We start from the raw sequence: 21,367 nt of genomic DNA, 5'->3' as shown, positions 1-21,367 counted from the left end.
CAACAACCAACAACCAACAACCAACAACCAACAACCAACAACCAACAACCAACAAACAGTCCTTAAACCCCGAATTGGGTTAAATGGTGGTCTAAATGTTTATACTGCATTTGGCCCCATTGTTTTTTGGTAAATGAACCAAAAGCAGGGTGTGGGTACCATTCTTCCCGATCACGAACAGCATAAAATTCGTTCACTAAAGTTTTTAGTATCTCATACTCAGAAGCGAAATCTTTATTTTCCTTCGGTTTTAGTTGAGGTGCTGTTGGCAAGTTTTTACGCCAAGGCTTGTCATTGTATAGCGATTTCTTAAAAAAAGTTTTTATAAACCAATTTCCCTTAGAGGTGTTCGGTGTATTGGTTATTGATAATTTTAGTGGATATTGACAATGCCAGCACATTTGGCCTACAGACATTTTACCCCAACCCTTTTCTGCGTTTTCAGTAAGTTGTTCTATTCTTCCTTTTATTTCTTGATATCCGTCTTCAGTCAGTAAAGATTTCATATTAGCTTTTTAATTGATACTTAAATTTACCATAAAATAATTTGTTCTGTATCTTTAGCAAATGCAGGATAAACCAAAATCGTTCTCAATAAAAAATTGGTCAGATGACGACAAACCGAGAGAGAAATTGGTTCAGAAAGGTCGTTCGGTGTTATCTGATGCAGAATTGATTGCTATTTTAATAGGCTCAGGTAGTCGGGCCGAAAGTGCCGTTGAGCTCTCTAAACGTATTTTGGCATCTGTAGATAATAATCTAAATGAGCTAGGTAGACTTTCAATTACACAGCTAATGAACTTCAAAGGAATTGGAGAAGCAAAAGCGGTGAGTATTGCTGCGGCCTTAGAAGTGGGACGAAGGAGAAGGGGGGAAGACGCTGCTAAAATTGATAAAATAGGAAGTAGCCAAGATGTTTATCACCTTTTACAGCCTTTACTTGGCGATTTGGAACATGAAGAATTTTGGATTCTCTTTTTAAATAATTCCAACAAGGTATTACACAAGGCTCAATTAAGTAAAGGAGGTATTACCGGTACCTTGGTCGATGTTCGATTGGTAATGAAACAAACTTTAGAACTTGGGGCAGTTGCCATTATTTTAGCACATAACCATCCTTCGGGTACTTTACGCCCTAGTGCTGCGGATAAACAGATAACCCAAAAGATAAAAACAGCTAGTGAAACTTTAGATGTTAAGGTATTGGATCATTTGATTATTACTCAGAAAAGTTATTATAGCTTTGCCGATGAAAAAATTCTATAAATGCTACTGATTTACACGCATAAGATAACACCGCGCCTTACCTATGTCATGAGGCATATCTTTGTGAATATTTTGGGTGTTGAGTTAGATTTTACAACTAAAGTTGAGGAATTTATAAAACATACCGGACCGAAAATAACCTATACTAAACAGCCATTGCATAACGAATTTTTTATACGAAGCAATGAGCTGTTGTTCGAACAGGGTATTAATGATATTCAATTGAGTATCGCAGATTGGGAGGGTACGCCCTGCTTTTTTCCAACAGGTGAGCGCAGTAATCTTCCCTATGATATTTTTGCAGCTAGTTTTTTTCTAATTTCTAGGTACGAGGAGTATTTGCCTCATGTAAAAGATATTCACGGTAGATTCTCACCAAAAGACAGTATCGCTTATCAAAATGGCTTTCTTCAAAAGCCTGTAGTCGATATTTGGGCCTACAAACTATTGGAGGCGTTAAAAGGACGTTTCGATGATTTTGAATATAAAATTAAAGGCTTTGATTTTGTTTCGGTTTTAGATGTAGCTACTTCACATTGTTATGCGAATAGAGGAATAGTGCGTGGCTTGGCTGGGTTGTTAATGGACTTTGGCACTCTTAAATTTAAGCGTGTTGCTGATCGAATATCTGTTGGTCTAAATAGGATGAAGGATCCTTTTGACAATTATGAAGCGTTAATAGCTTTGCATAAAAAGTACAACGTAAAGTGTAATTTCTTTTTTCAGTTTGCAGATTATTCGAAATACGACAAAAACGTTTCTACCAATAGCATGAAATTTAAGTCGTTAATAAAATATGTCGCGGATTATGCACCGGTATCTCTGGCGACTTCTTATAGTTCTTTTACGGACCTTGAATTATTGAGAAAGGAAAAGGCCAATTTAGAAGAGGTGATCAATAGGCCTGTCAATAGTTCTAAAATGCGCTATAATAGGGTAGATGTGCCCGAAACTTACCGAAATTTAATTACGGCAGAATTTACTGATGACTATACCATGGGGTACACCTATGAATTGGGGTTTAGAGCTGGTACATGTACCTCGTTTCAGTTTTATGATATTCCCCTAGAAGTAAAACAACCTATAAAAGTACACCCTTTTGCTATTCATGATTATGCCTTGTCAAAAATTAAGAAAGATGAGGTTATATTACAACAAGTGAAAAAAATAACGGATGAGGTAAACCAAGTTAATGGCACCACGTTTGTAATGTTCTCAAATGAACTTTTAGGGAATAAGGAAGAGAGAGATTGGATGTCTTTGTACGCTAAAATATTAAAAGAGCAACATGTTTAAAAATAAGGTTACCGATATTTTTTTCGATTTAGATCATACGCTCTGGGATTTTGATAAAAACTCGGCATTCACTTTTCAAAAGATTTTTAGTGAGCAGCAAATAAATTTGGAGATTGAAGATTTTTTAGAAGTCTATGTGCCTTCGAATCTGAAATTTTGGAAAATGTATCGTGAGGAAAAAATAACGAAGTCAGAATTGCGATATCAAAGGTTAAAGTCGGTTTTTGATACTATAGGTTATCCTGTTTCAGACCAGCTAATCAATATTTTATCCGATGAATATATAAATAATCTTTCAACATTTAATAATCTTTTTCCCAATGCCATTGAGGTGCTAGACTATTTGCAACCAAATTATAAACTGCATATTATTACCAATGGGTTTCAGGAAATACAAGATAAGAAATTAAGAAATTCAGGTATTCATAGTTATTTTAATCACATTATTGATTCTGAAATGGCAGGGGTAAAAAAACCCAATCCAATCATATTTAATCTTGCTTTGAACCGGGCCAATGCCAAACCTCAGACTTCTTTAATGATTGGCGATAGTTTAGAAGCAGATATTCTTGGTGCAAAAGCCGTTGGTCTGCATACCATTCATTTTAACGCTCATAAAGAAGAAATTCATGATGAAGCTCCCATTATTTACAATTTACAAGAAATAAAATCCTTTTTATAGAGTTAATAGTTCTACAGGGTTCTGTCTTGTAATGTTTAATCTATAAAGTAATAATGAAAGGCTTTCGTATTTTAATATGGGTGGTTTTTGGCCTTCTAATGGTTTTATCTTGTTCTGAAAAGCAAGATTTCGACCAGCTAGATGCTTTAGAGATTACGCCTACTTATGAGACAAGTGTTTTCTATGTTAAGGTTCAAGAAAGCCTTATAAATAGAGTTTCGGGACTCAGTTTTTTTACACAGGATTTTAATTTCGATGCTTTTGAAGAACCTTTTTTTGCAGAAAGAGTACTTTCAGGCGTGATACGTTATGAGCTTGAAAATACGACAAGTAAACCGATAGAAATAAGCCTTGAATTTCTTGATGAAAATGAAAATATTTTAGATACGGAAGAATTTAGAATGGATGCTGCGCCTACTTCTACTTTAATAAGAGATGTTGCTTATGGCCCTACCGGTAAAAGTCTTGATATCATTAGAAATACTTCTAAAATAAGATTGGTTGCCTCTAATTTGGGAGATGGTAGTAGTACTTCAAGTTTTTTAAATCCCGCCATCGTGCTTCGTTCTAGCGCTAAATTTACATTAGAATTAAAATGAGGTTACCCCATTATTTACTGCTTGGGAGTCTAATACTTACCTTGGGTGTTTATGCCCAGAATAAGCAAATACTTTATGATTTTAATGAGATTCCTCAATCACTATCATTAAACCCTGGTATGGAAACAGATTTTAAATGGTATGTTGGAGTGCCACTATTATCGGGTGTTTCAGGATATGTGGGTGCAAATGGAATATCTGTGAACGATATTTTCGCTGAAGATGGTGTTGATATTAATATAAAAGTGCGAGAAAGAGCTTTAGATGTATTAGAGCCACGTGATGAATTTAGTTCTACTGTACAATTAGAATATTTTAATGGAGGATTTAGAAGTAACGATCCTAGTGTGTTTTATTCGTTTGGCGGTTATTTGGAAATAGATAATATTACTTTTTGGCCGCAAGATTATGCCTATTTAGTCTTTGATGGTAATGCAGACCAATTGAATAGAGAATTTGACCTGGGCGACTTAAAGTCTAGAGGTTCTATGGTAAATGTGTTTCATTTTGGAATTAATAAAAAAGTAGATAGAAATGTAACGGTAGGTGCTAGGGGAAAACTGTATTCTGGTATTGTAGATTATAGCACTACCTCGAATAAAGGTTATTTGGTAAATACGGAAGGACAAAATAATCGAATAGCAACAACATTAGATGCAGATTTAATGTTGCATACTTCTGGATTTCAAGCTTTAGATGAAGCCAGTGATTCTGATACGGCTGCAGGTCAATTTGTAAAAAGAGCTTTTTTCGGAGGTGATTTAGGTTTAGGAATTGATGTTGGTTTTACATATCATTTGAATGAAAGAACAACTATAACCGGCAGTGTTCTTGATTTAGGTTTTATATATCATGGTAACGATGCTAAAAGTTATAGTCTAAATGGAAAAGCAACTGTAGAAGGTATAGAGATTGATATTTTAGAAAATTTCGCAAATTTGAATAGAGATTTTTGGCAAGATTTAGTAGATGAGGTAGAAGGTTTAATTCCTTTTGAAACTGACACAGATAGTTATGTCACATTTAGGCCAACAAAGCTATACGCATCTATTCGAAACGATTTTGGAGAGCCTGTTGATAATAGCGGAGGGCAATTGGATTGTAATTGCACCGCAGGATCTTCTGGTGGCGGTGAACTTCGCGTAAAATATAGAAATTCTATCGGTGGACAGTTATATATGATTAATAGACCTAGAGGACCACAAATAGCTCTTACAGGTTTCTATACTCGTAGGTTGGGTAATTTTTTAGCATTAAAAGGAACATATACTATAGATAAATTCAGTTACACGAATTTAGGTCTGGGTATCAACTTACAAGCAGGTCCTGTAAATTTTTACGTAATGGCAGATAATTTGCTTTCTTATAAGAATATAGCTGCAACTAACTATGCTTCATTTCAACTTGGAATGAATATTATTTCTTGGGGACGCAACAAGTAGTTTACCTTCTTCCCTCAATTTTATTTTTTTGGCATGCTTTTTTCATATATTACCTCGAATTTAAAATTATACAAGTTTTGAAAACTATTATCGCATTATTATTTGTTTGTATAGGTTATTCCGCTAATGCTCAAACCAATTTAAATGATTATAAATATATTATCGTTCCTAAAAAGTTCGATTCATTTAAAGAAACGAATGAGTTTCAAACGAGTACATTAATAAAATATATTTTAAAAGGAAAAGGGTTCAATGTCGTTTATGATGATGCTTTGCCTAGCGATTTGAATTCAAATAGATGTTTAGGGCTAATGGTTAATTTGCAAGATGATAGTAGTTTGTTCACTACAAAGACAATCATAGTCTTAAAAGATTGTAATGATAATACCATTTTTACTTCAATGCAGGGTACCAGTAAAGCAAAACAATTTAAGGAGGCCTATACTGAGTCCATTAGAGAGGCAATGCGTTCTTTTAATGGCATTGATTATGCTTATAATGAAAAGAGTGAAAAGAACGAGACTGTTACGGTTAGTTTTAGAAATGATGTTAAAAAGCTTGATAAAGAAAAGATTGACGAAATAAGTAATGTAGAATCGGCAAAAGTGCAAGAAGAAAGTAATTCAAAAATCGTTTCAGAAGAAGCGACGGACACAACTCAATACTATAAAGATAATACGCCAGTAGATTCGAACATTAAAAAAGAGGAAAGGGAAACAACAACTTTTAAGAAGGTAGCATTGAAAAAGCTGAATGTAAATGATATCTGGTATGCCCAAGCAACCAATGTTGGCTTTCAATTGGTTGATAGTACACCTAAAGTAAGAATGAATTTATTAAGGAGCTCAGCCGATAATATATTTTTGGGTAAAACCGATACGAAAAACGGAATTGTATATCAAAAAGAGGGTAGCTGGATTTTTGAGTATTATGAGAACGATAAATTGGTTCAAGAAGAATTGAATATAAAATTCTAAAAATCATACTTCTCTTTCCATCTATTTTTTAAAAAATCGCTTAGTGCTTTTTCACGTGCATTACTGCCTGGTTTATAAAAACTAGTGCCCGAAAGTTCATCGGGTAGAAATTCTGCATCTACAAAATTGTTTTGAAAATCATGGGCATATTTATATTCTTGTCCGTACCCTAAGTCTTTCATTAATTTAGTCGGAGCATTTCGTAGTGGTAATGGTACAGGTAAATTGCCGGTCTGTTTTACAGCCTGCTGTGCTTTACCTATAGCAAGGTAGCTAGCATTGCTTTTGGCGGAAGTCGCTAAATAAATTGCGCATTGGCTAAGTACTATACGAGCTTCAGGATAACCGATGGTTGTCACAGCTTGAAAAGTAGTGTTTGCCATTACCAATGCCGTAGGGTTGGCCAAACCTATATCCTCAGAGGCAGATATTAACATTCTACGCGCAATAAATTTCACATCTTCTCCACCCTCTATCATTCTAGCTAACCAATAAACGGCACCATTGGGATCACTGCCACGTATAGATTTGATAAAGGCAGATATAATATCATAATGTTGCTCGCCTGTTTTGTCGTATAGAACGGTATTTTTTTGAACTTTAGAGTGTACTAGTTCATTGGTTATAACAACTTCATTCCCTTCTTCAGAATTGACCACAAGCTCAAAAATATTGAGCAATTTTCTACCATCACCGCCAGATAAGCGAAGTAAGGCTTCAGTTTCTTTAAGTTCAATGTTTTTAGATTGTAGCATACGGTCTTTCTCCATTGCTCTGGTAATAAGATTTTCTAAATCTTCCTTTCCAAAAGCATTTAAAACATAAACTTGGCAACGAGATAATAGTGCGGGTATAACTTCAAAACTTGGGTTTTCGGTGGTTGCACCGATTAAAGTTACCCATCCTTTTTCTACAGCGGCTAATAGTGAATCTTGTTGAGATTTACTGAACCGGTGAATCTCATCAATAAATAGAATAGGGTTTTTAGAAGTAAATAAGCCACCGGCCTGTTTTGCTTTATCAATTACTTCACGAATATCTTTAACACCACTATTAATAGCACTAAGAACGTAAAATGGGCGTTTGCTTTCTTCGGCGATGATATTGGCCAAGGTAGTTTTACCTGTTCCAGGTGGTCCCCAAAGAATGAGTGATGGAATTATTCCTTTTTTAATTTGATGTGTTAACGAGCCCTTTTCACCTACTAAATGGTGTTGACTAATATATTCGTCCAGTGTTTTAGGGCGTACACGTTCGGCTAAAGGTTCATTCATATTACAAAAGTATGATAATCTTAAAAGAGATGATAATACTAAGTTAGTCAATCGATAACTTTACAAAAGGTGGTGTGACAATATGACCCATTTCAATAATTTGGTCGCATAATTGTAAAATCAATTCAAAAGAAAGCTCATGTCAGAAATGGGACATTTTAAATTTTCAAATAGCGTATTGGTAATTCCACTATTGGCCATGATTATTATTTGGGCAGTATATTGGGTAGAATTGGCTTTGGGAATTAATTTCAATGAAATGGGTGTAATGCCAAGAACACTCCCCGGACTTAAAGGATTGATTTTAAGTCCTTTCATACATGGGTCATTAGGACATTTGTATAATAATACGATTCCGCTAGGCATTCTGCTTACGGCATTGTGGTATTTTTATAAGAATGTGGCATGGAAAATAGTGCTTTATGGAATACTAATATCGGGTTTTCTAACATGGTTAATTGGCCGAACTTCCTATCATATTGGTGCAAGCGGACTTATTTATGTACTCGCTAGTTTTATATTTTTCAAGGGTATTTTCAGTTCTTACTATAGACTTATTGCGCTTTCTTTAATTGTGGTCTTTATTTATGGTAGTTTACTTTGGTACATCTTTCCTGTTAAGGAAGGAATTTCTTGGGAAGGGCACTTAGCTGGTTTTCTTACTGGGTTATTGTTGGCAAGTGTTGTAAATGGGACCCTTCCAAAACCTAAAAAATATGAATGGGAGAAAGAAGATTTTAAAGAGGAGGATGATTTGTTCTTAAAACATTTTGATGAGAACGGGAATTTTAGGGAACTACCTACAATAGAGGAAGTGTCCCAAGATGATAATTTTAAGGTGAATTATATCTACAGGTCTACTGATCAAAATAAAAAGAAAGAATAATGTTTTACAAACGTTGACGTACAGCTTCGTATAGAAATACTGCACATGCGACCGATACATTCAATGATTCAATTTCTCCAAGTAAAGGTAATTTAGCGCGATAATCGGAAGCTTTCAAAATTGAAGGTGTAATGCCTCGGTCTTCAGCTCCCATAACTATTGCAATAGAATCGGTAAAAGGAACATCATAAACAGAATCCTCTGTTTTTTCTGTCGCAGAAACTATTTTAATACCTGAGGCCTGTAAGTAAAAAACGGCATCTTTTAAATGGTCTACTTTTGCAATAGGCACTCTATACGCGGCTCCGGCCGAAGTTTTTATAGTGTCGGCTGTTACTGGGGCGGCACCTTTCTTTTGTACAATAATACCGTCAACACCAGTGCATTCTGCAGTTCTGATTATGGCACCGAAATTACGAACATCAGATAGTTGGTCTAAAAGTAAGAATAGGGCAGGACCCCCTTTTTCGTTAGCTTTTTCAACAAGTTCTTCTAAGGTATGAAATGAAATAGGAGAGATGTTGGCAACAGCACCTTGGTGGTTACTTTTTGTTAAGCGGTTTAGTTTTTCAACTGGTACATACACCATGTTGATTTCATTTCTACGCAATAAACCTTCTAATTCTTTCATAAGGTCTCCTTTAAGACCTTTTTGTAAAAATACCTTATCTATTTCTTCATTTGAATTTACAGCTTCTATAATGGCTCTTAAGCCATAAATCTGAGTGGTTTTTTGCATGGGACAAAGGTAAATAAAAACAGCTCAACAATTGTTGAGCTGTTTTAATATTAAATGGTAAAATAATTTAACTATTTAAAAAATCGAAAACCTTTATTAAGTCTTTCTCGTTTTTAATATTTAGGTCATTATCCTTTAAAAACTGTTTTAGGTCAGCTTTTTTTGAATCATCAATTAGTTTAAGTAATTGACCGTTTTTCAATTTAATTTCGTCCATTCTATCAATACCATCTTTTTGAAAGTAGTATTCTGTAAATTGTGAAAATCTACTTGGTACAGCTTTAACAAAAGAATTCGTAGCAGCTTTCCCTTCTGTATATTTTACGTAATTTCTTTTGTACAAGTCATAATTTTTACCATTAATGATGGTAGTTAAATAGCCATTTACTGTATTGTTTTTAGAAGTGGTAAAAGTTTTAAAGCTCATTTTTTTACCATTGGCTACTATATTTATTTTTTTATCTCTAGATAAACTTTGAATTTGAGCTTCTTCTGAGTTGGATTTTTTGATTTCAATTTCTTCATTTAAAGCATTGTATCTGTAGAAGATGTTCCCCATGTTTTCATCTCCATAAAACATTGTCGTTGGTAAAAACGTATCAGATAAATATGGAGACCCTTGGAATTCTGAATACATATCCGCATTCTTTTTACTGCGCTCACTAATAGGGCCCATTAAATCATAAATTTGGCCTGTAGCACCACCACCACCACCTGCAGACATATTAGTCGATGCTTGACCAGCATATTGGGCATACCCTGATAAAGTTGTGCAAAATATTAGAAGCACATAAATATTCTTTTTCATAAAATAAAATTTTGGGATAAACATACTAAATATAAATTAATACCCCACTTAATGAAAGTTAATTTGATGTGAAATTAAAGGGCTGTAAATAAGTATTATTATTTGTGCAAATTAAGAGCGGCTTGTTTTGGAAATTCGTAATTATCAAATCTTTAGATTCATCAGATAAGTATAGTCCAGCTTTATCATAATCTATGGCCGTATACCCATTTTTATGGTCTGATATCATTACTAAGCCTGATACGGCATCTAATCTTGGTGTTTCTACTTCAGTGCCATAAATATTGCCTATTATGATACAATCTTCAAATCCATCCTTGTTTATGTCATAAAACGCAGTATTCATGATAGGAAATTGTTGAGCCTCGATAGGCAAGTTGCTAATTTTGAAATTACCATTACCTAAATTTATCAGAAGAATTGATTCAAAAACTGTAGCGTTTTTTTTGTAAGATTTCTCTAAATTTTCACCATAGATATCGTTCATGGTAGCATTGGCAAAAGAAGAGTAACTTCCAAATTTTTCTTTTATAAAGGGCATTTGTTGAGATGAACATTCTCTTCCTCTAACAGGAACGTAATTTCCTTTATATTCTTTACTTAAAATAATATCGTTAGTTCCGTTATTGTCAAAATCGTTGGAGTAAATTTTAAAAGGTTTCTTTGTACTAGCCTTAAATTTAATATTAAGACCTACATTGCCAACTATATAATCCTTTAAGCCATCATTATTAATATCGGTCTCATTAACAGAAAACCACCAGCCTTTTTCGTTTAACATACTTCTTTTGTCAAGTTCAAAAGTTCCTTTGTTGTTTTTAAAGAGCCCTATACCAGTCCATTCGCCAACGGCTATTATATCTTCCCACCCATCGTTGTCGTAATCAGTAGCTAGTATGCTATTGATAATGCCGAAATCATTTAAGTCGGGCGCATGTTGAGAAGTGATGTCTACTAATTTTCCATCTCTATTTTCATAAAGTACAGATGAACTATGTTGAGGGTATTTATTAGGTATAGACCTATTGCCAACCAAAATATCTAAGTCCCCATCTTTATCAAAATCTATAACATCTACTGATTTGCCATTCTGAGCAAATGAAACTAAGGCAGCGTCTTTTGATTTGGTGAATTTACCTTGCCCATTATTTAAATAAATACGATCTTGATAGTATGATGAATTCTCAGTATACTCGTTACCGCCACTTACAACATAAATGTCGAGATCATTGTCATTGTCAAAATCGAAAATAATGGACTCCATATCTTCAAAAGATTTATCGATTTCAAAAACTTTTGGAATTTCTTTTTTGTATCCATTTAAGGTTTGAAAATATAGATGGGCTGGTTGATTTGAACTTCCGCCAATGAATAAATCATCAAGCCCGTCACCATTCAAATCGCCTTTAGATATAAAAGGGCCAAATGTAGATTGCTTATATGGAAGTAAAATTTCTGTACTAAAATCGTTAAAATTATTTTCTGTATGTGTATAATCTAAACCTATCGAATTAGGGTTAATTGATTCGAAAAGTGGTCCTTTTATTTTGGTTTTTTTTACCGTTTTATGTGCATTTTTAATGTTAAACTCTACTGTGGTATTTGCTGCAACATTAAATTTTTGTTCGGTTTTACCATTTAGCCAAGTAATCGATACGGTATCTACTTTTAAATTCTCACCAAGTCCAAAATGAAGTTCATTTTCCTGTGATGACATATACCCTCGAACTCTTTTTTGTTCAGCATATTGAGTTTTTCCAGCATATTTTATTTCAACATTACAATAAGGCTCTGAAGTGGCACCTATTGTTTTAATATTTAGATAATTTCCGTTACGATTATCTGAAGTCAAATTTTTATAAAGGAAGGCGTTTTCATCCATATTATTGACGATCAAATCTATATCACCGTCGTTGTCTAAATCTCCTTGCGCTACCCCATTGCTATAAGAAAAATCTCCTAATCCCCAGATATCTGCTTTTTCATTAAAGACAAGTTTACCTTCATTTTCAAATAATACATTTTGTAATTTTTCGGTAGGCATTGTTTCATAAAGTTCTTTCTTTAATTCTATGGGTACATTACGACCAAATTTTTGTTGTGTTGCAAAAACTTTTTTTTGAAGGTCATTGTCTAGTGCATATTTTCTATAGCCATTACTTATGTAAATATCATTGTCCTCGTCATTGTCAAAATCTGACATTAGAACAGACCAGCTCCAATCTGTATTGGCCGTTTTGGTAAGTTGAGCAATGTTGTTATATTTATTATTCCCTAGATTTAGTTGTAAGGAATTAAACATATATTGATAGTGAAAACCTGCGGTGTTTACTAGATAATCAAATCGTTTTGTATTCATCGATGCCATTAGAGTTTTCGCTCTTACATGGTCACTTGAAGACATATCTAATGTAAAAATATCTTCCTTAGAATCTGAATTGATATCGGCAATATCTATGCCCATACCGTAATAAGATATCTGTTGGGTATAACTTTTAATTTTCTCTGAAAAGGTACCATCCTTCTGGTTAATGTATAATGCATCTGGTATATAATAGTCACTTGTAAAATATATATCAAGCCAACCATCTTTATTAATATCACTAATACAAAGGCCTAGGCCATAAATTGGATTTTGAATACCGGAAGTAATGGTTGCATCAACAAATTTGCCATGTTCATTATTGTAAATATGGGAGCTATTGAAATATTTAACTTCTGTATTGTTATCTACTATTTTGTAAAAATTTATAGGATCTACTCCATAAATTTCATTTTCATTCATTACAACGCAGTCTAAATCACCATCATTATCATAATCGAAAAATGCTGATTGAGTTGAAATGCCCATATCTGCTAAACCATATTCCTCTGCTTTTTCAGTAAATGTTAAATCTTTGTTGTTTATGTAAAGCAGATTTTTACGATCGTTTCTGTCTTTTGGTCCTCCTTGTGAAACATAAATATCTTGATAGCCATCATTATTTATATCAACGAAGGTGATACCGTTAGACCAGTTTTTGCCAATATTTATTCCTGAGGATTCTGAAATATCTGTAAATTTCAAATCTCCATTATTGAGATATAATCTATTGGGAACTTGGTTGCCACAGAAAAAAACATCGAGTAGACCATCATTGTTCAGATCTTCTACACCAACACCTGCACCATTATAGAAATAGTCGAAACTAAATAGATTTTCAAGTGTCTCTATATTTTCGGTTATGGTGTTTGAAAATTGTAAATTGCTATATCCGCTATCTACTTTCTTGAAAACTGGAGTAATTTTAAATTCGGTGTTTTCTACTGCCGTTTCTAATGGGGTTTTTGATTCAGTTTTGTTTTTCGAATCACACGATACGATTATAAGAAGAATTAGGAGTATATATTTTTTCATTTTTTTAAGCAAGAGTATTTTTAAAAATGTAAACCATGAGTATAGAGCAGGCTTTATGAAAAAGTTAACTGCGTAGTATTCTATTCCTCATTTAAAAAAAATTGGAATATTGTCATAGCCCCAATAATTTTATTTCAGGCGAGTTCTTAGAATAGCTATATCCTCTCCAAAAAAATCCTTCAGTATTAAATTTCCAAACTACTTCATTTTCACGAGTAACTTCCCAAAATCCAAAATCACCTTCTGTTATCAAAATATTCCCGTTTTCCAAAGGTACTGCACCTGATACTTTTCCGGAATAAAGATTAGGGTCGGTAAAACTCCATGTTACCGTTGGTTCATTGTTGAAATTAGTTTGTAATGAATATGTTGAAGGAAGTTCCAGTTCATAGACCGTAGATTGTTTTATGTCATTTCCATTTGAAAATATAAGTAATTTGCCTTGATTATTATCTTCGAGTAAATTAGGAAAATGGTTGTTGTGAAAAAGACGTGTTCCTTTTGGGTTTTGATACGTGTTTGGGTTACCGAAACGGTAAATCAAATCACCTCCTTTACCGTAATTTCCTCCACTATGAACCTTGGCTTCTTCGGTTGTAGTACTGTGGTCAATTACCCAAACTTCAGAGTAGGCATTTATACTAAGAAAAATAACGTCATTTACTTTATCATAGGCTATCGCATTTGCATGCATAATATCACCTTTTACACCTGGGAGAATCTCATTTTGTGGGGTGTAATTAAGATTTATTAAATTTGGATTTTCAGAAATAACCCCATAATTCGCTTTTGTCTGGTCATAATCCTGTATTATGTGGTCCATGGAATTCCATTCCCATACGATTTCATTAGTTGAAGGATTGATTTCTATTATAGACTCTGGGTAAATATCTTCCTCTAACATAAAACCTTCTGAGATTGCTATAGCGGAGTTTATTCTCTCCCAAACCATGGCAATTATATTACCGTTTGGTAGCATTTGTACATCATGGTGGGTTTCTCCACCTTCAGAAGAGTATATAAATTCCCAAATAGTAGTATTATCAGGTTCAATTATTTGGATTTTGCCTCCTTTTCCTCCTAATGGTATTTTTGGTTCATCAGCTTCTAGCGATGCAAGTAAATTTCCATTTGAAAGTAAATATACATCATTGCCTATATTATTGGAGAAAGACCATTCATAAAGGAGTTTGGCATGTTTATTCATTATATAAACTCGGTTGGCACCTGCATCGTTGACCAGAATAAAATTGTTATCTATTTTATCGATATTTAATATCTCGATAGTTCCAATAGGAGTAAAGTTATTTTCTTCTCCCGTTTGATTGGTAGTGTCTATTTGTACAGGAGTTTCGACAATGATGTCAGAGTTGTCATAACTAGTACATGAAGTAAAAGAATGTATTAAAAATAGTAATGTTATACTATTTTTAATTGGTATAAAATACTTATAACTCACGATTTTTCTTTTTTCAAAAATACAAATTAATACGTTTAAATTTCCCATAAGGATTTCTTATAATGTGAGTAAGTTGATTTAAAAAAGAAGGTTGAATTTTGCATTTTCAGAAAGTTATATAAAAGTAAGTTTATAGATATTGTTACATAAATTTTTATTCATTAAATTTTAATATTTGTTGATGTTATCAATGTAGAGTCATTTGAACATTTTTTTAATACGTTTTATTGCCATAAATAAAAAGCCACCTCTTTATAGAGGTGGCTTTAAATTATTATTAAAAGTTTAAAACTTTTTTATTTCACTTAGTCCTTACAGAAATCTATTGTGATAGCACCAGCATCTACTCCTTGGTAGCCACCAACAATGTTTCCGTTAGGAGTAACGATTTCGAAGTCGATTTCGCCATAGGCATCTCCAGGGAAGTACCAATCAGCAGTTAGTGTGCCAGCAGGTATTGTTATAGTGCCAACTCCGGTTGAACCGTCATTAGGTACACAATCTCCGCTACCTAAAAAGGTTCCTGCGGCACTACCATAAGGAGAACAAAGTCCAACTTCTAAAACAGTACCATCATCTAAAGTAACAGTTATACCATCACCACCGCCTCCGGTGGTTGTTTGCCATCCATCACCGTATGTGTCAACCATGTTAATGGTCCAAACACCTGCAGTTGGAGCCTTAGGTGGGCATACAACCGTTGCAGAATAAAGAAATGGTGATGAGTAATATGAACCAGTCAATGTACCCGAGTTTTGAGCAAATGAATACGTTCTACCGTCAGTTAATACTAGTTCAAAACGAACTCTAAACTGGTCACTACCATCTATTTCAGAAGCGTCTATGCCAGTAGCTGAAAGTAATTCACCAAGTGAAGCAGAAAAGCTATACGTAGGTAAACCACGACTACCCGCACTAAAAGAAGATGAAGGTATAGATGTTAACAATGATTCTGCGACATCACCAGGTCCGTTGCTTGGATCTGCATCTACGAAACTTACATAAGCATCTAATGCACTTACTAAAGTGCCATTTTCTTCACTTTGTATCTCAAGATCTACAGAAAATGCTCCAGTATCAACTCCGATAGGTAATTCGTTAGAGGTAACCTCTATCGTTCTTAAAACTGCACCACGTAATGTATTCGCGGTAACTGTATCTACTACAGCATCACCTTCGTCACATGATGTAAACATCAGCGAAGTCAAAGCTAGTGCTGTAAAAACTTTATAATTTATTTTCATCATTTTAAGTTTTTTAATTAATTAATTCGCTGCTGGAAACGCAGGACCGGCTGGGTTTGTATCCCAAAATACTTGAGTGCTTAGCGACGTTCTTTGCGTTAAGTTAGGATTTGTTATAACCTCATTTTGTGGTAACAAAAATGTTCTTGGAAATGCCCCTGGAGACGGTTCCCAATTAGGAGTCAATGTTGTAGGGTATCCTGTTTTTCTGTAATAATTCCAAGATTCACCACCACCGCCGAAAAGTGCGATCCAGTATTGTTCTGCATAAACATTTTCCTTATCATCTCCTGTAGCTGTATTGTATTCTGCTACAATACCTGAAATATAAGCAGCAACTTCTGTTTCTGATGGAGCAAAAGAAGTGTCAGCACTAGAATCCAATGCACCAAAAGTTTGAACTTTTGAAATAGATTTAGTCATACCAGCTTCCATAAAGGTAGCTTTTAATGCATCACTTGCAGCCATTTCTGCTCTCCAAAAATCAACCCATGATGCTAGTAACATTGGTTCAATTCCAGCGCCAGCGCCACCTTTTCCTAGGCCAACTGTTGGATCATAATTTGGGTCATCCTCATCAACAGCAAAGTCATTATCATCAAATTTTCCACCAGCTGGATAAACTCCTAATGCAGTTCTTGTGAAACTATCTGGAGGTGTACCTTCATCATTTCCATGAGAACGACCCCAGTAACCATTGTCAACACTACAGTACGTATAACCACCATCAATATAATGTTGTGGAGGTACAACCAGTGAACAAGCTAAAGTTTCTTCATTTGGTGCTACTTCGTTACCATCAATATCAAGTGCTCCCGGAGTTCCACCAACCTGACGGTAGAAATAATAACGAATTCTTGGATCATCTTTTAGTAACATGGTTTCCATTAACCAATTTGATTGGTAAATGTTAGCCCCACTAGGCGTGTAGTCAGTCGCATAATCTGGATGACGAGTATCTGGCTGTAATACATTAGTGCCATATTTAAATTCAAGGTCATCTTCTGTACTGCTAATGAAATTATTACCGGCAATTACCGCATTAAAAGCAGAAACGTTACTAGTTTGCTTATAAGCTTTTAAACGTAAAGAGTTGATTACTTTCAACCATTTGTTTGTATCACCGTTATAATAAAAGTCAGTAGCACCTTGGGTAGCAGGTCCACTGCTTAATAATGCTTCTGCTTCAGTTAATAAACCTAGGGCAGCAGTGTAGACTGAAGCACCTTCATCTAAATTAGGTGCAGGAAACTGTATTGGATCTAATGCTTCAGTATATGCTGCATTACCAATCATATCAACTAAGATAAATAAACTATGAGCTTGCATAATTTTACCTAAACCTACGTGGAAATCATAATTAATATCAGATTCGTTATTAATTCTTTCCATTTCTTGTAAGTTGGCGAAAATATTACTGTACGTAGTATTCCAAACACCATTCATAGTTGCTCCAGCGTAGTTGTTAAAGTAATCTCTACCTCCCATAAAATCTATTCTGGTTAACTCACCACCTCTTTGGTTGAAGTTACGAACGTTGTCTTTATAACCTATTTGCATAGTATTAAGCAATAGGTTAATATCACCTGAAGTTAGAATATTGGGATTCTCAGTCAGATTTAAATCAGTGGTATCACAGGAGTTTAGAAAACTACCTGCCATCACTACCACTAGCATGTATTTGATTATTTTTTTCATAATATAAGTCTTGTTTTTTAGCAATTTTTAAAATGTCATCTTAACGCTCATACCATATCTTCTAGTGCTAGGACCGTTCAAGAAGTCAAATCCACGACCATTACCAATACCAACACCAGCAACGTTAGGATCAAAATTAGCTCCTTTTGGCGTATTGTAAGCATCATACCATAAGTTGAAACCTTGTACTGTAAATGTTAAGGTTCCAAAAGGTGTTTTTTCCAAAAACTTTTTTGGTAAAGAGTATCCTAAAGAAACTTCTTGTAAACGTATAACTGAGGCATCATAAATTTTAGCTTCTGCAGGGCCGAATAACAAGTTACTGAAATAGTATGTCGAATTGTTGATTTGAATATCATTAGGCTGACCTGTAGTTTGGTTAACACCAGGTAAGATATACGTATCTAAACGATTATCTGTTTCTGTGATAAGTCCTCTACCAAGTAACGTTCCTATGGTACTAGACATGATGTCACCACCCTTAATATGATTGATTTGGAAACCTAAGCTCCAGTTTTTATAGGATAAACTGTTGATAAAGTTCATTGTATAATCAGGAATTGCATCACCAATAATTGGAACATTACCGTCTAAGTCAGATTCAGTGATAACATAGTTACCAGCATCATTGGTTAATAAATCACCAGCTTCATTTCTTTGAAATGCAGTACCAACAATACTACCTAAAGATTCACCTTTTATAGCCGCATTACCTCCTATAAATAGTGCAGAACTACCGGCATAAATGATAATGTCTTGATCTTGTTCTTCTACAACTTCCTTATTCGCAAAGAAATTCACGCTAGATTTCCAGTTGAAACCATCAGCATTTTTGAAAAAATCAATTCCTAAATCTGCCTCATAACCTTTGTTGCTGATTTGACCAATATTACTTTGTGTAAATTGAAAACCTGTTGAAGGGGATAATGGTTCTGTTACGATCAAATCATCTGTTCTTCTATCATAATAGGTAACATCAAGAGAAATACGATTTTTAATGAATTTACTTTCAAAACCTACTTCAAATTCTTTTAATAATTCTGGTTTTAAATCAGGATTTGCTTTAAAAGAACTGATGCTGTTAAGAGTAATTGGACCAAATGCTCCACCTGGTTGTTGAGTATTTTGGTTAACACCACTAACAGTTGGATAGTCAGTTGGGAAGTTAGCAGAAGTACCCATACTAGCTCTTAATTTAAGGTAGTTAAGACCTCCTTCAGACTTAAGACCGCTAAATGCCGCGGTTGGTAGAAATGATAAACTAGCACCTGGGTATGTTAAACTTCTATTATCCTTTATAAGGTTAGAAACCCAATCCGTACGGCTACTTATGTTTAAAAACAGGAAGTTGTCATAATCAATACTTGCATCTCCAAAAACACCAACAATGTTTCTTTTTCTAGAAAATTGTAAAGGAGATTGGTTTTCATAGTTGAAGTGTCTTCTTACGCCGTAAACAATTTGACCAGTACTTGCAACACCTGAAAGGTCGAACTCATCTGATCTTGCGTTTGCACCAACGTTAAAAGTGAAACCTATTTTGTCTGATATATCATAATTACCGTTAATAGATGCTGTATGATCCCAAATAGTGTTGTTGTTGTCGTAAGTATTCAAGAAACCGAATATATCACTTTCAAATTCTACTCCACCTTTGTCAGAAAATTGAGTGTTTCTTTCGTTGTAGAAATCAAGTCCTGTTCTAAATGTTGCTCCTAAATTATCATTAATAGCGTAGTTTAATGAAGTGTTGAAGTAAAAACGGTTTGTTAATTGATTAAATTTTATGTTCTCACTAACCCATCTTGGGTTAACAATGTCATTACCATTTCTATAATATACACTACCACCTGTAACAGGATTTTCATAAGGAAGACCCATTAAATCAACACTTATAGGTGTAAATAAAACAGCTCCATAAACTGAGTTTGAGCTGATACCACCATTACCTCTACTTGCAGATACTGGAGGAGTGTCATAATCAGTTCTTGAGTAGTTCATACTACCGGCAATAGTAAATTTGTTGCTTAATTTTGAGCGTCCACCTAATGAAAAGTTCACACGTCTTAATTGGTTGCCAGGTGTAAAACCAACGTCATTTAAATGACCTAAGTTAGCATTAAACGTGGTATTTCCATCTTGTGAACCGCCAGCAAAGTTTACCGAAGTGTTAGTTACATTACCAGGTGAAAAGAAATCTTTAACAGAACTATAAGGCTTCCAATCATATCTGGCGCCTTGTAATTCTGGAAAAGCATCTCTAGTTGCAGCAATTGCTGTTGTTGAATAAGGATGTTCTAAAGTACCATTGGCATCAATAGCTGATTGTCCTCCCCAGCCTGCTGTACCATCACGGTCAAAACTTGGTCCCCAGTTACTGAAAAACCATCCGAAAGCTTGGTCAAAACCACCACCATAAGATTGTTGGTAATCTGGTAAAGATGCATATTCATTAACGAAATATGACGTATTTACAGAAATTTCACTCTTCTTAACACCACCGGTATTGGCTGCAGCTTTTGTAGTAACTAAAATTACACCGTTTTTACCTAAAGTACCATAAAGTGTGGTTGCTGCCAAACCTTTAAGGACCTCAATATTCGCAATGTTGTTTGGGTCAATATCCAAAAAACGCGAAGAACCTGTATTACCGGATAAGAAATCACCTCCACTATTGGTATCATTACTAAAAGGAACACCATCAACAATAAATAACGCCTGGTTACTACCGCTGAAAGAACTTAAACCTCTAATAGTAACACTTGTTGCAGATCCAGACATACCACCACCGGCAGTAATTTGAACACCCGCTGCTTTACCTGCTAGTACACGAGCAACATCACCTTCTGCTCTTGACTCTAAAGCTTCTTGGCCTACAGAGCTGGTTGCATAACCTAACGCCTTTTTTTCACGCTTAATTCCCTGAGCGGTAACTACCACTTCTTCTAAGGCTTGAGCGTCTTCTGCCATCGCGACATTTACCGTATCACCGGCACCTACAGTTTGACGAACAGCTTTTTGTCCGATGTAAGTAAACAATAATGTTTGGCCTTGAGCGGCTGAAATTGAATAGTTACCATCAAAATCGGTTTGTGTACCTGTTGTTGTACCTTCGACTACAATGTTAACTCCGGGCAAAGGAAGCCCTTCTTGATCAGTAACCGTACCGGATACCGTTTTTTGTTGTGCAAAAGAAATATGCACAACTAACGCCAATAGTAGCGTTAACAATCCATTTAGTTTTGTTCTCATTTTTAAATTATTTGAATTAGCTAGCTACAAACTTCATAATAAAGAGTTAATAATGCAAGAGAATTTTAATAAAACTTTAAGAAGTTGTTATAAAATTGTGAGTTACAGATAAAACACCGTATGTATTTGTAGGTAAATAATATAACATATGTTTTTTTTGAGATATTCATAATTTTTATAAAAAAATGATTGAAGAATCAAATTTTATAGTATGTGTTCGGTATTAAGGTCTGGAATGGAATGTAGTTTCAGTTTATGGTCAAGTTGTGTAGTTTTTAAATGAAATAAATATTTGCTGATTAAAAAAAACAAAAATAAATTAATTGAGGTTTGATTTATTGTAAAATA

The 21,367-nt window shown here is 34.4% G+C and carries 16 protein-coding genes; 7 read left to right on the top strand and 9 right to left on the bottom strand.

Going from position 1 to position 21,367, the window contains the following annotated elements; all coding sequences use genetic code 11:
• Positions 1 to 62 precede the first annotated feature (62 nt).
• On the bottom strand, positions 63 to 506 hold the full coding sequence (locus AACZ49_RS16665) for a DUF1569 domain-containing protein (RefSeq protein ID WP_339657197.1): 444 nt from the start codon (positions 504 to 506) through the stop codon (positions 63 to 65).
• Positions 507 to 567: 61 nt separating this feature from the next.
• Between AACZ49_RS16665 and radC the strand changes: the two genes are divergently transcribed.
• The 6 genes from radC (at position 568) to AACZ49_RS16635 (ending at position 6,262) form a co-directional block, all read left to right on the top strand.
• Positions 568 to 1,266, top strand: a complete 699-nt coding sequence (radC, locus tag AACZ49_RS16660) for a DNA repair protein RadC (RefSeq protein WP_339657195.1) — start codon at positions 568 to 570, stop codon at positions 1,264 to 1,266.
• Positions 1,267 to 2,562, top strand: coding sequence for a polysaccharide deacetylase family protein (locus AACZ49_RS16655; RefSeq protein WP_339657193.1), 1,296 nt, complete (start codon positions 1,267 to 1,269; stop codon positions 2,560 to 2,562).
• Complete coding sequence (locus tag AACZ49_RS16650; protein ID WP_339657191.1) at positions 2,555 to 3,244, top strand: YjjG family noncanonical pyrimidine nucleotidase; 690 nt, start codon at positions 2,555 to 2,557, stop codon at positions 3,242 to 3,244. The genes AACZ49_RS16655 and AACZ49_RS16650 overlap by 8 nt, the downstream gene beginning before the upstream one ends.
• A 53-nt stretch (positions 3,245 to 3,297) precedes the next feature.
• Complete coding sequence (locus AACZ49_RS16645; RefSeq protein ID WP_339657189.1) at positions 3,298 to 3,843, top strand: hypothetical protein; 546 nt, start codon at positions 3,298 to 3,300, stop codon at positions 3,841 to 3,843.
• Positions 3,840 to 5,285: a DUF5723 family protein gene (locus tag AACZ49_RS16640; RefSeq protein WP_339657187.1), complete on the top strand. Its 1,446-nt coding sequence runs from the start codon at positions 3,840 to 3,842 to the stop codon at positions 5,283 to 5,285. The genes AACZ49_RS16645 and AACZ49_RS16640 overlap by 4 nt, the downstream gene beginning before the upstream one ends.
• Positions 5,286 to 5,362: 77 nt before the next feature.
• Complete coding sequence (locus AACZ49_RS16635) at positions 5,363 to 6,262, top strand: hypothetical protein (RefSeq protein ID WP_339657185.1); 900 nt, start codon at positions 5,363 to 5,365, stop codon at positions 6,260 to 6,262.
• Here AACZ49_RS16635 and AACZ49_RS16630 read toward each other — a convergent pair.
• Positions 6,259 to 7,536: a replication-associated recombination protein A gene (locus AACZ49_RS16630; RefSeq protein ID WP_339657183.1), complete on the bottom strand. Its 1,278-nt coding sequence runs from the start codon at positions 7,534 to 7,536 to the stop codon at positions 6,259 to 6,261. The genes AACZ49_RS16635 and AACZ49_RS16630 overlap by 4 nt on opposite strands.
• A 139-nt stretch (positions 7,537 to 7,675) precedes the next feature.
• Here AACZ49_RS16630 and AACZ49_RS16625 point away from each other — a divergent pair, with 139 nt between their 5' ends.
• Positions 7,676 to 8,422 carry a rhomboid family intramembrane serine protease gene (locus tag AACZ49_RS16625; RefSeq protein ID WP_339657181.1) on the top strand — a complete coding sequence of 249 codons (747 nt, stop codon included), beginning with the start codon at positions 7,676 to 7,678 and terminating at the stop codon, positions 8,420 to 8,422.
• A gap of 4 nt (positions 8,423 to 8,426) precedes the next feature.
• On the opposite strand, the gene rlmB is transcribed toward AACZ49_RS16625, so the two are convergent.
• The 7 genes from rlmB to AACZ49_RS16590 all read right to left on the bottom strand — a co-directional run bounded on the left by rlmB (position 8,427) and on the right by AACZ49_RS16590 (position 21,019).
• On the bottom strand, positions 8,427 to 9,161 hold the full coding sequence (gene rlmB, locus AACZ49_RS16620; RefSeq protein ID WP_339657179.1) for a 23S rRNA (guanosine(2251)-2'-O)-methyltransferase RlmB: 735 nt from the start codon (positions 9,159 to 9,161) through the stop codon (positions 8,427 to 8,429).
• 67 nt (positions 9,162 to 9,228) lie between these two features.
• On the bottom strand, positions 9,229 to 9,969 hold the full coding sequence (locus tag AACZ49_RS16615) for a hypothetical protein (protein WP_339657177.1): 741 nt from the start codon (positions 9,967 to 9,969) through the stop codon (positions 9,229 to 9,231).
• A gap of 58 nt (positions 9,970 to 10,027) precedes the next feature.
• Entirely contained in the window at positions 10,028 to 13,366 is a 3,339-nt protein-coding gene (locus tag AACZ49_RS16610) for a VCBS repeat-containing protein (protein WP_339657175.1), read from the bottom strand.
• Positions 13,367 to 13,478: 112 nt separating this feature from the next.
• Positions 13,479 to 14,825 (bottom strand): aryl-sulfate sulfotransferase, encoded by a 1,347-nt coding sequence (locus AACZ49_RS16605; RefSeq protein ID WP_339657173.1) that lies wholly within the window; start codon positions 14,823 to 14,825, stop codon positions 13,479 to 13,481.
• Positions 14,826 to 15,130: 305 nt separating this feature from the next.
• Positions 15,131 to 16,072: a hypothetical protein gene (locus AACZ49_RS16600; protein WP_339657171.1), complete on the bottom strand. Its 942-nt coding sequence runs from the start codon at positions 16,070 to 16,072 to the stop codon at positions 15,131 to 15,133.
• A gap of 18 nt (positions 16,073 to 16,090) precedes the next feature.
• Positions 16,091 to 17,767: a SusD/RagB family nutrient-binding outer membrane lipoprotein gene (locus tag AACZ49_RS16595; protein WP_339657169.1), complete on the bottom strand. Its 1,677-nt coding sequence runs from the start codon at positions 17,765 to 17,767 to the stop codon at positions 16,091 to 16,093.
• A 27-nt stretch (positions 17,768 to 17,794) separates the two neighbouring features.
• Entirely contained in the window at positions 17,795 to 21,019 is a 3,225-nt protein-coding gene (locus AACZ49_RS16590; RefSeq protein WP_339657167.1) for a SusC/RagA family TonB-linked outer membrane protein, read from the bottom strand.
• Positions 21,020 to 21,367: the final 348 nt, after the last annotated feature.

The sequence above is a fragment of the uncultured Maribacter sp. genome, from assembly GCF_963975365.1.
Classification (GTDB): domain Bacteria; phylum Bacteroidota; class Bacteroidia; order Flavobacteriales; family Flavobacteriaceae; genus Maribacter.
The sequence above is the reverse complement of the archived record's forward strand: the minus strand, read 5'-3'. Positions and strand labels throughout refer to the sequence as shown.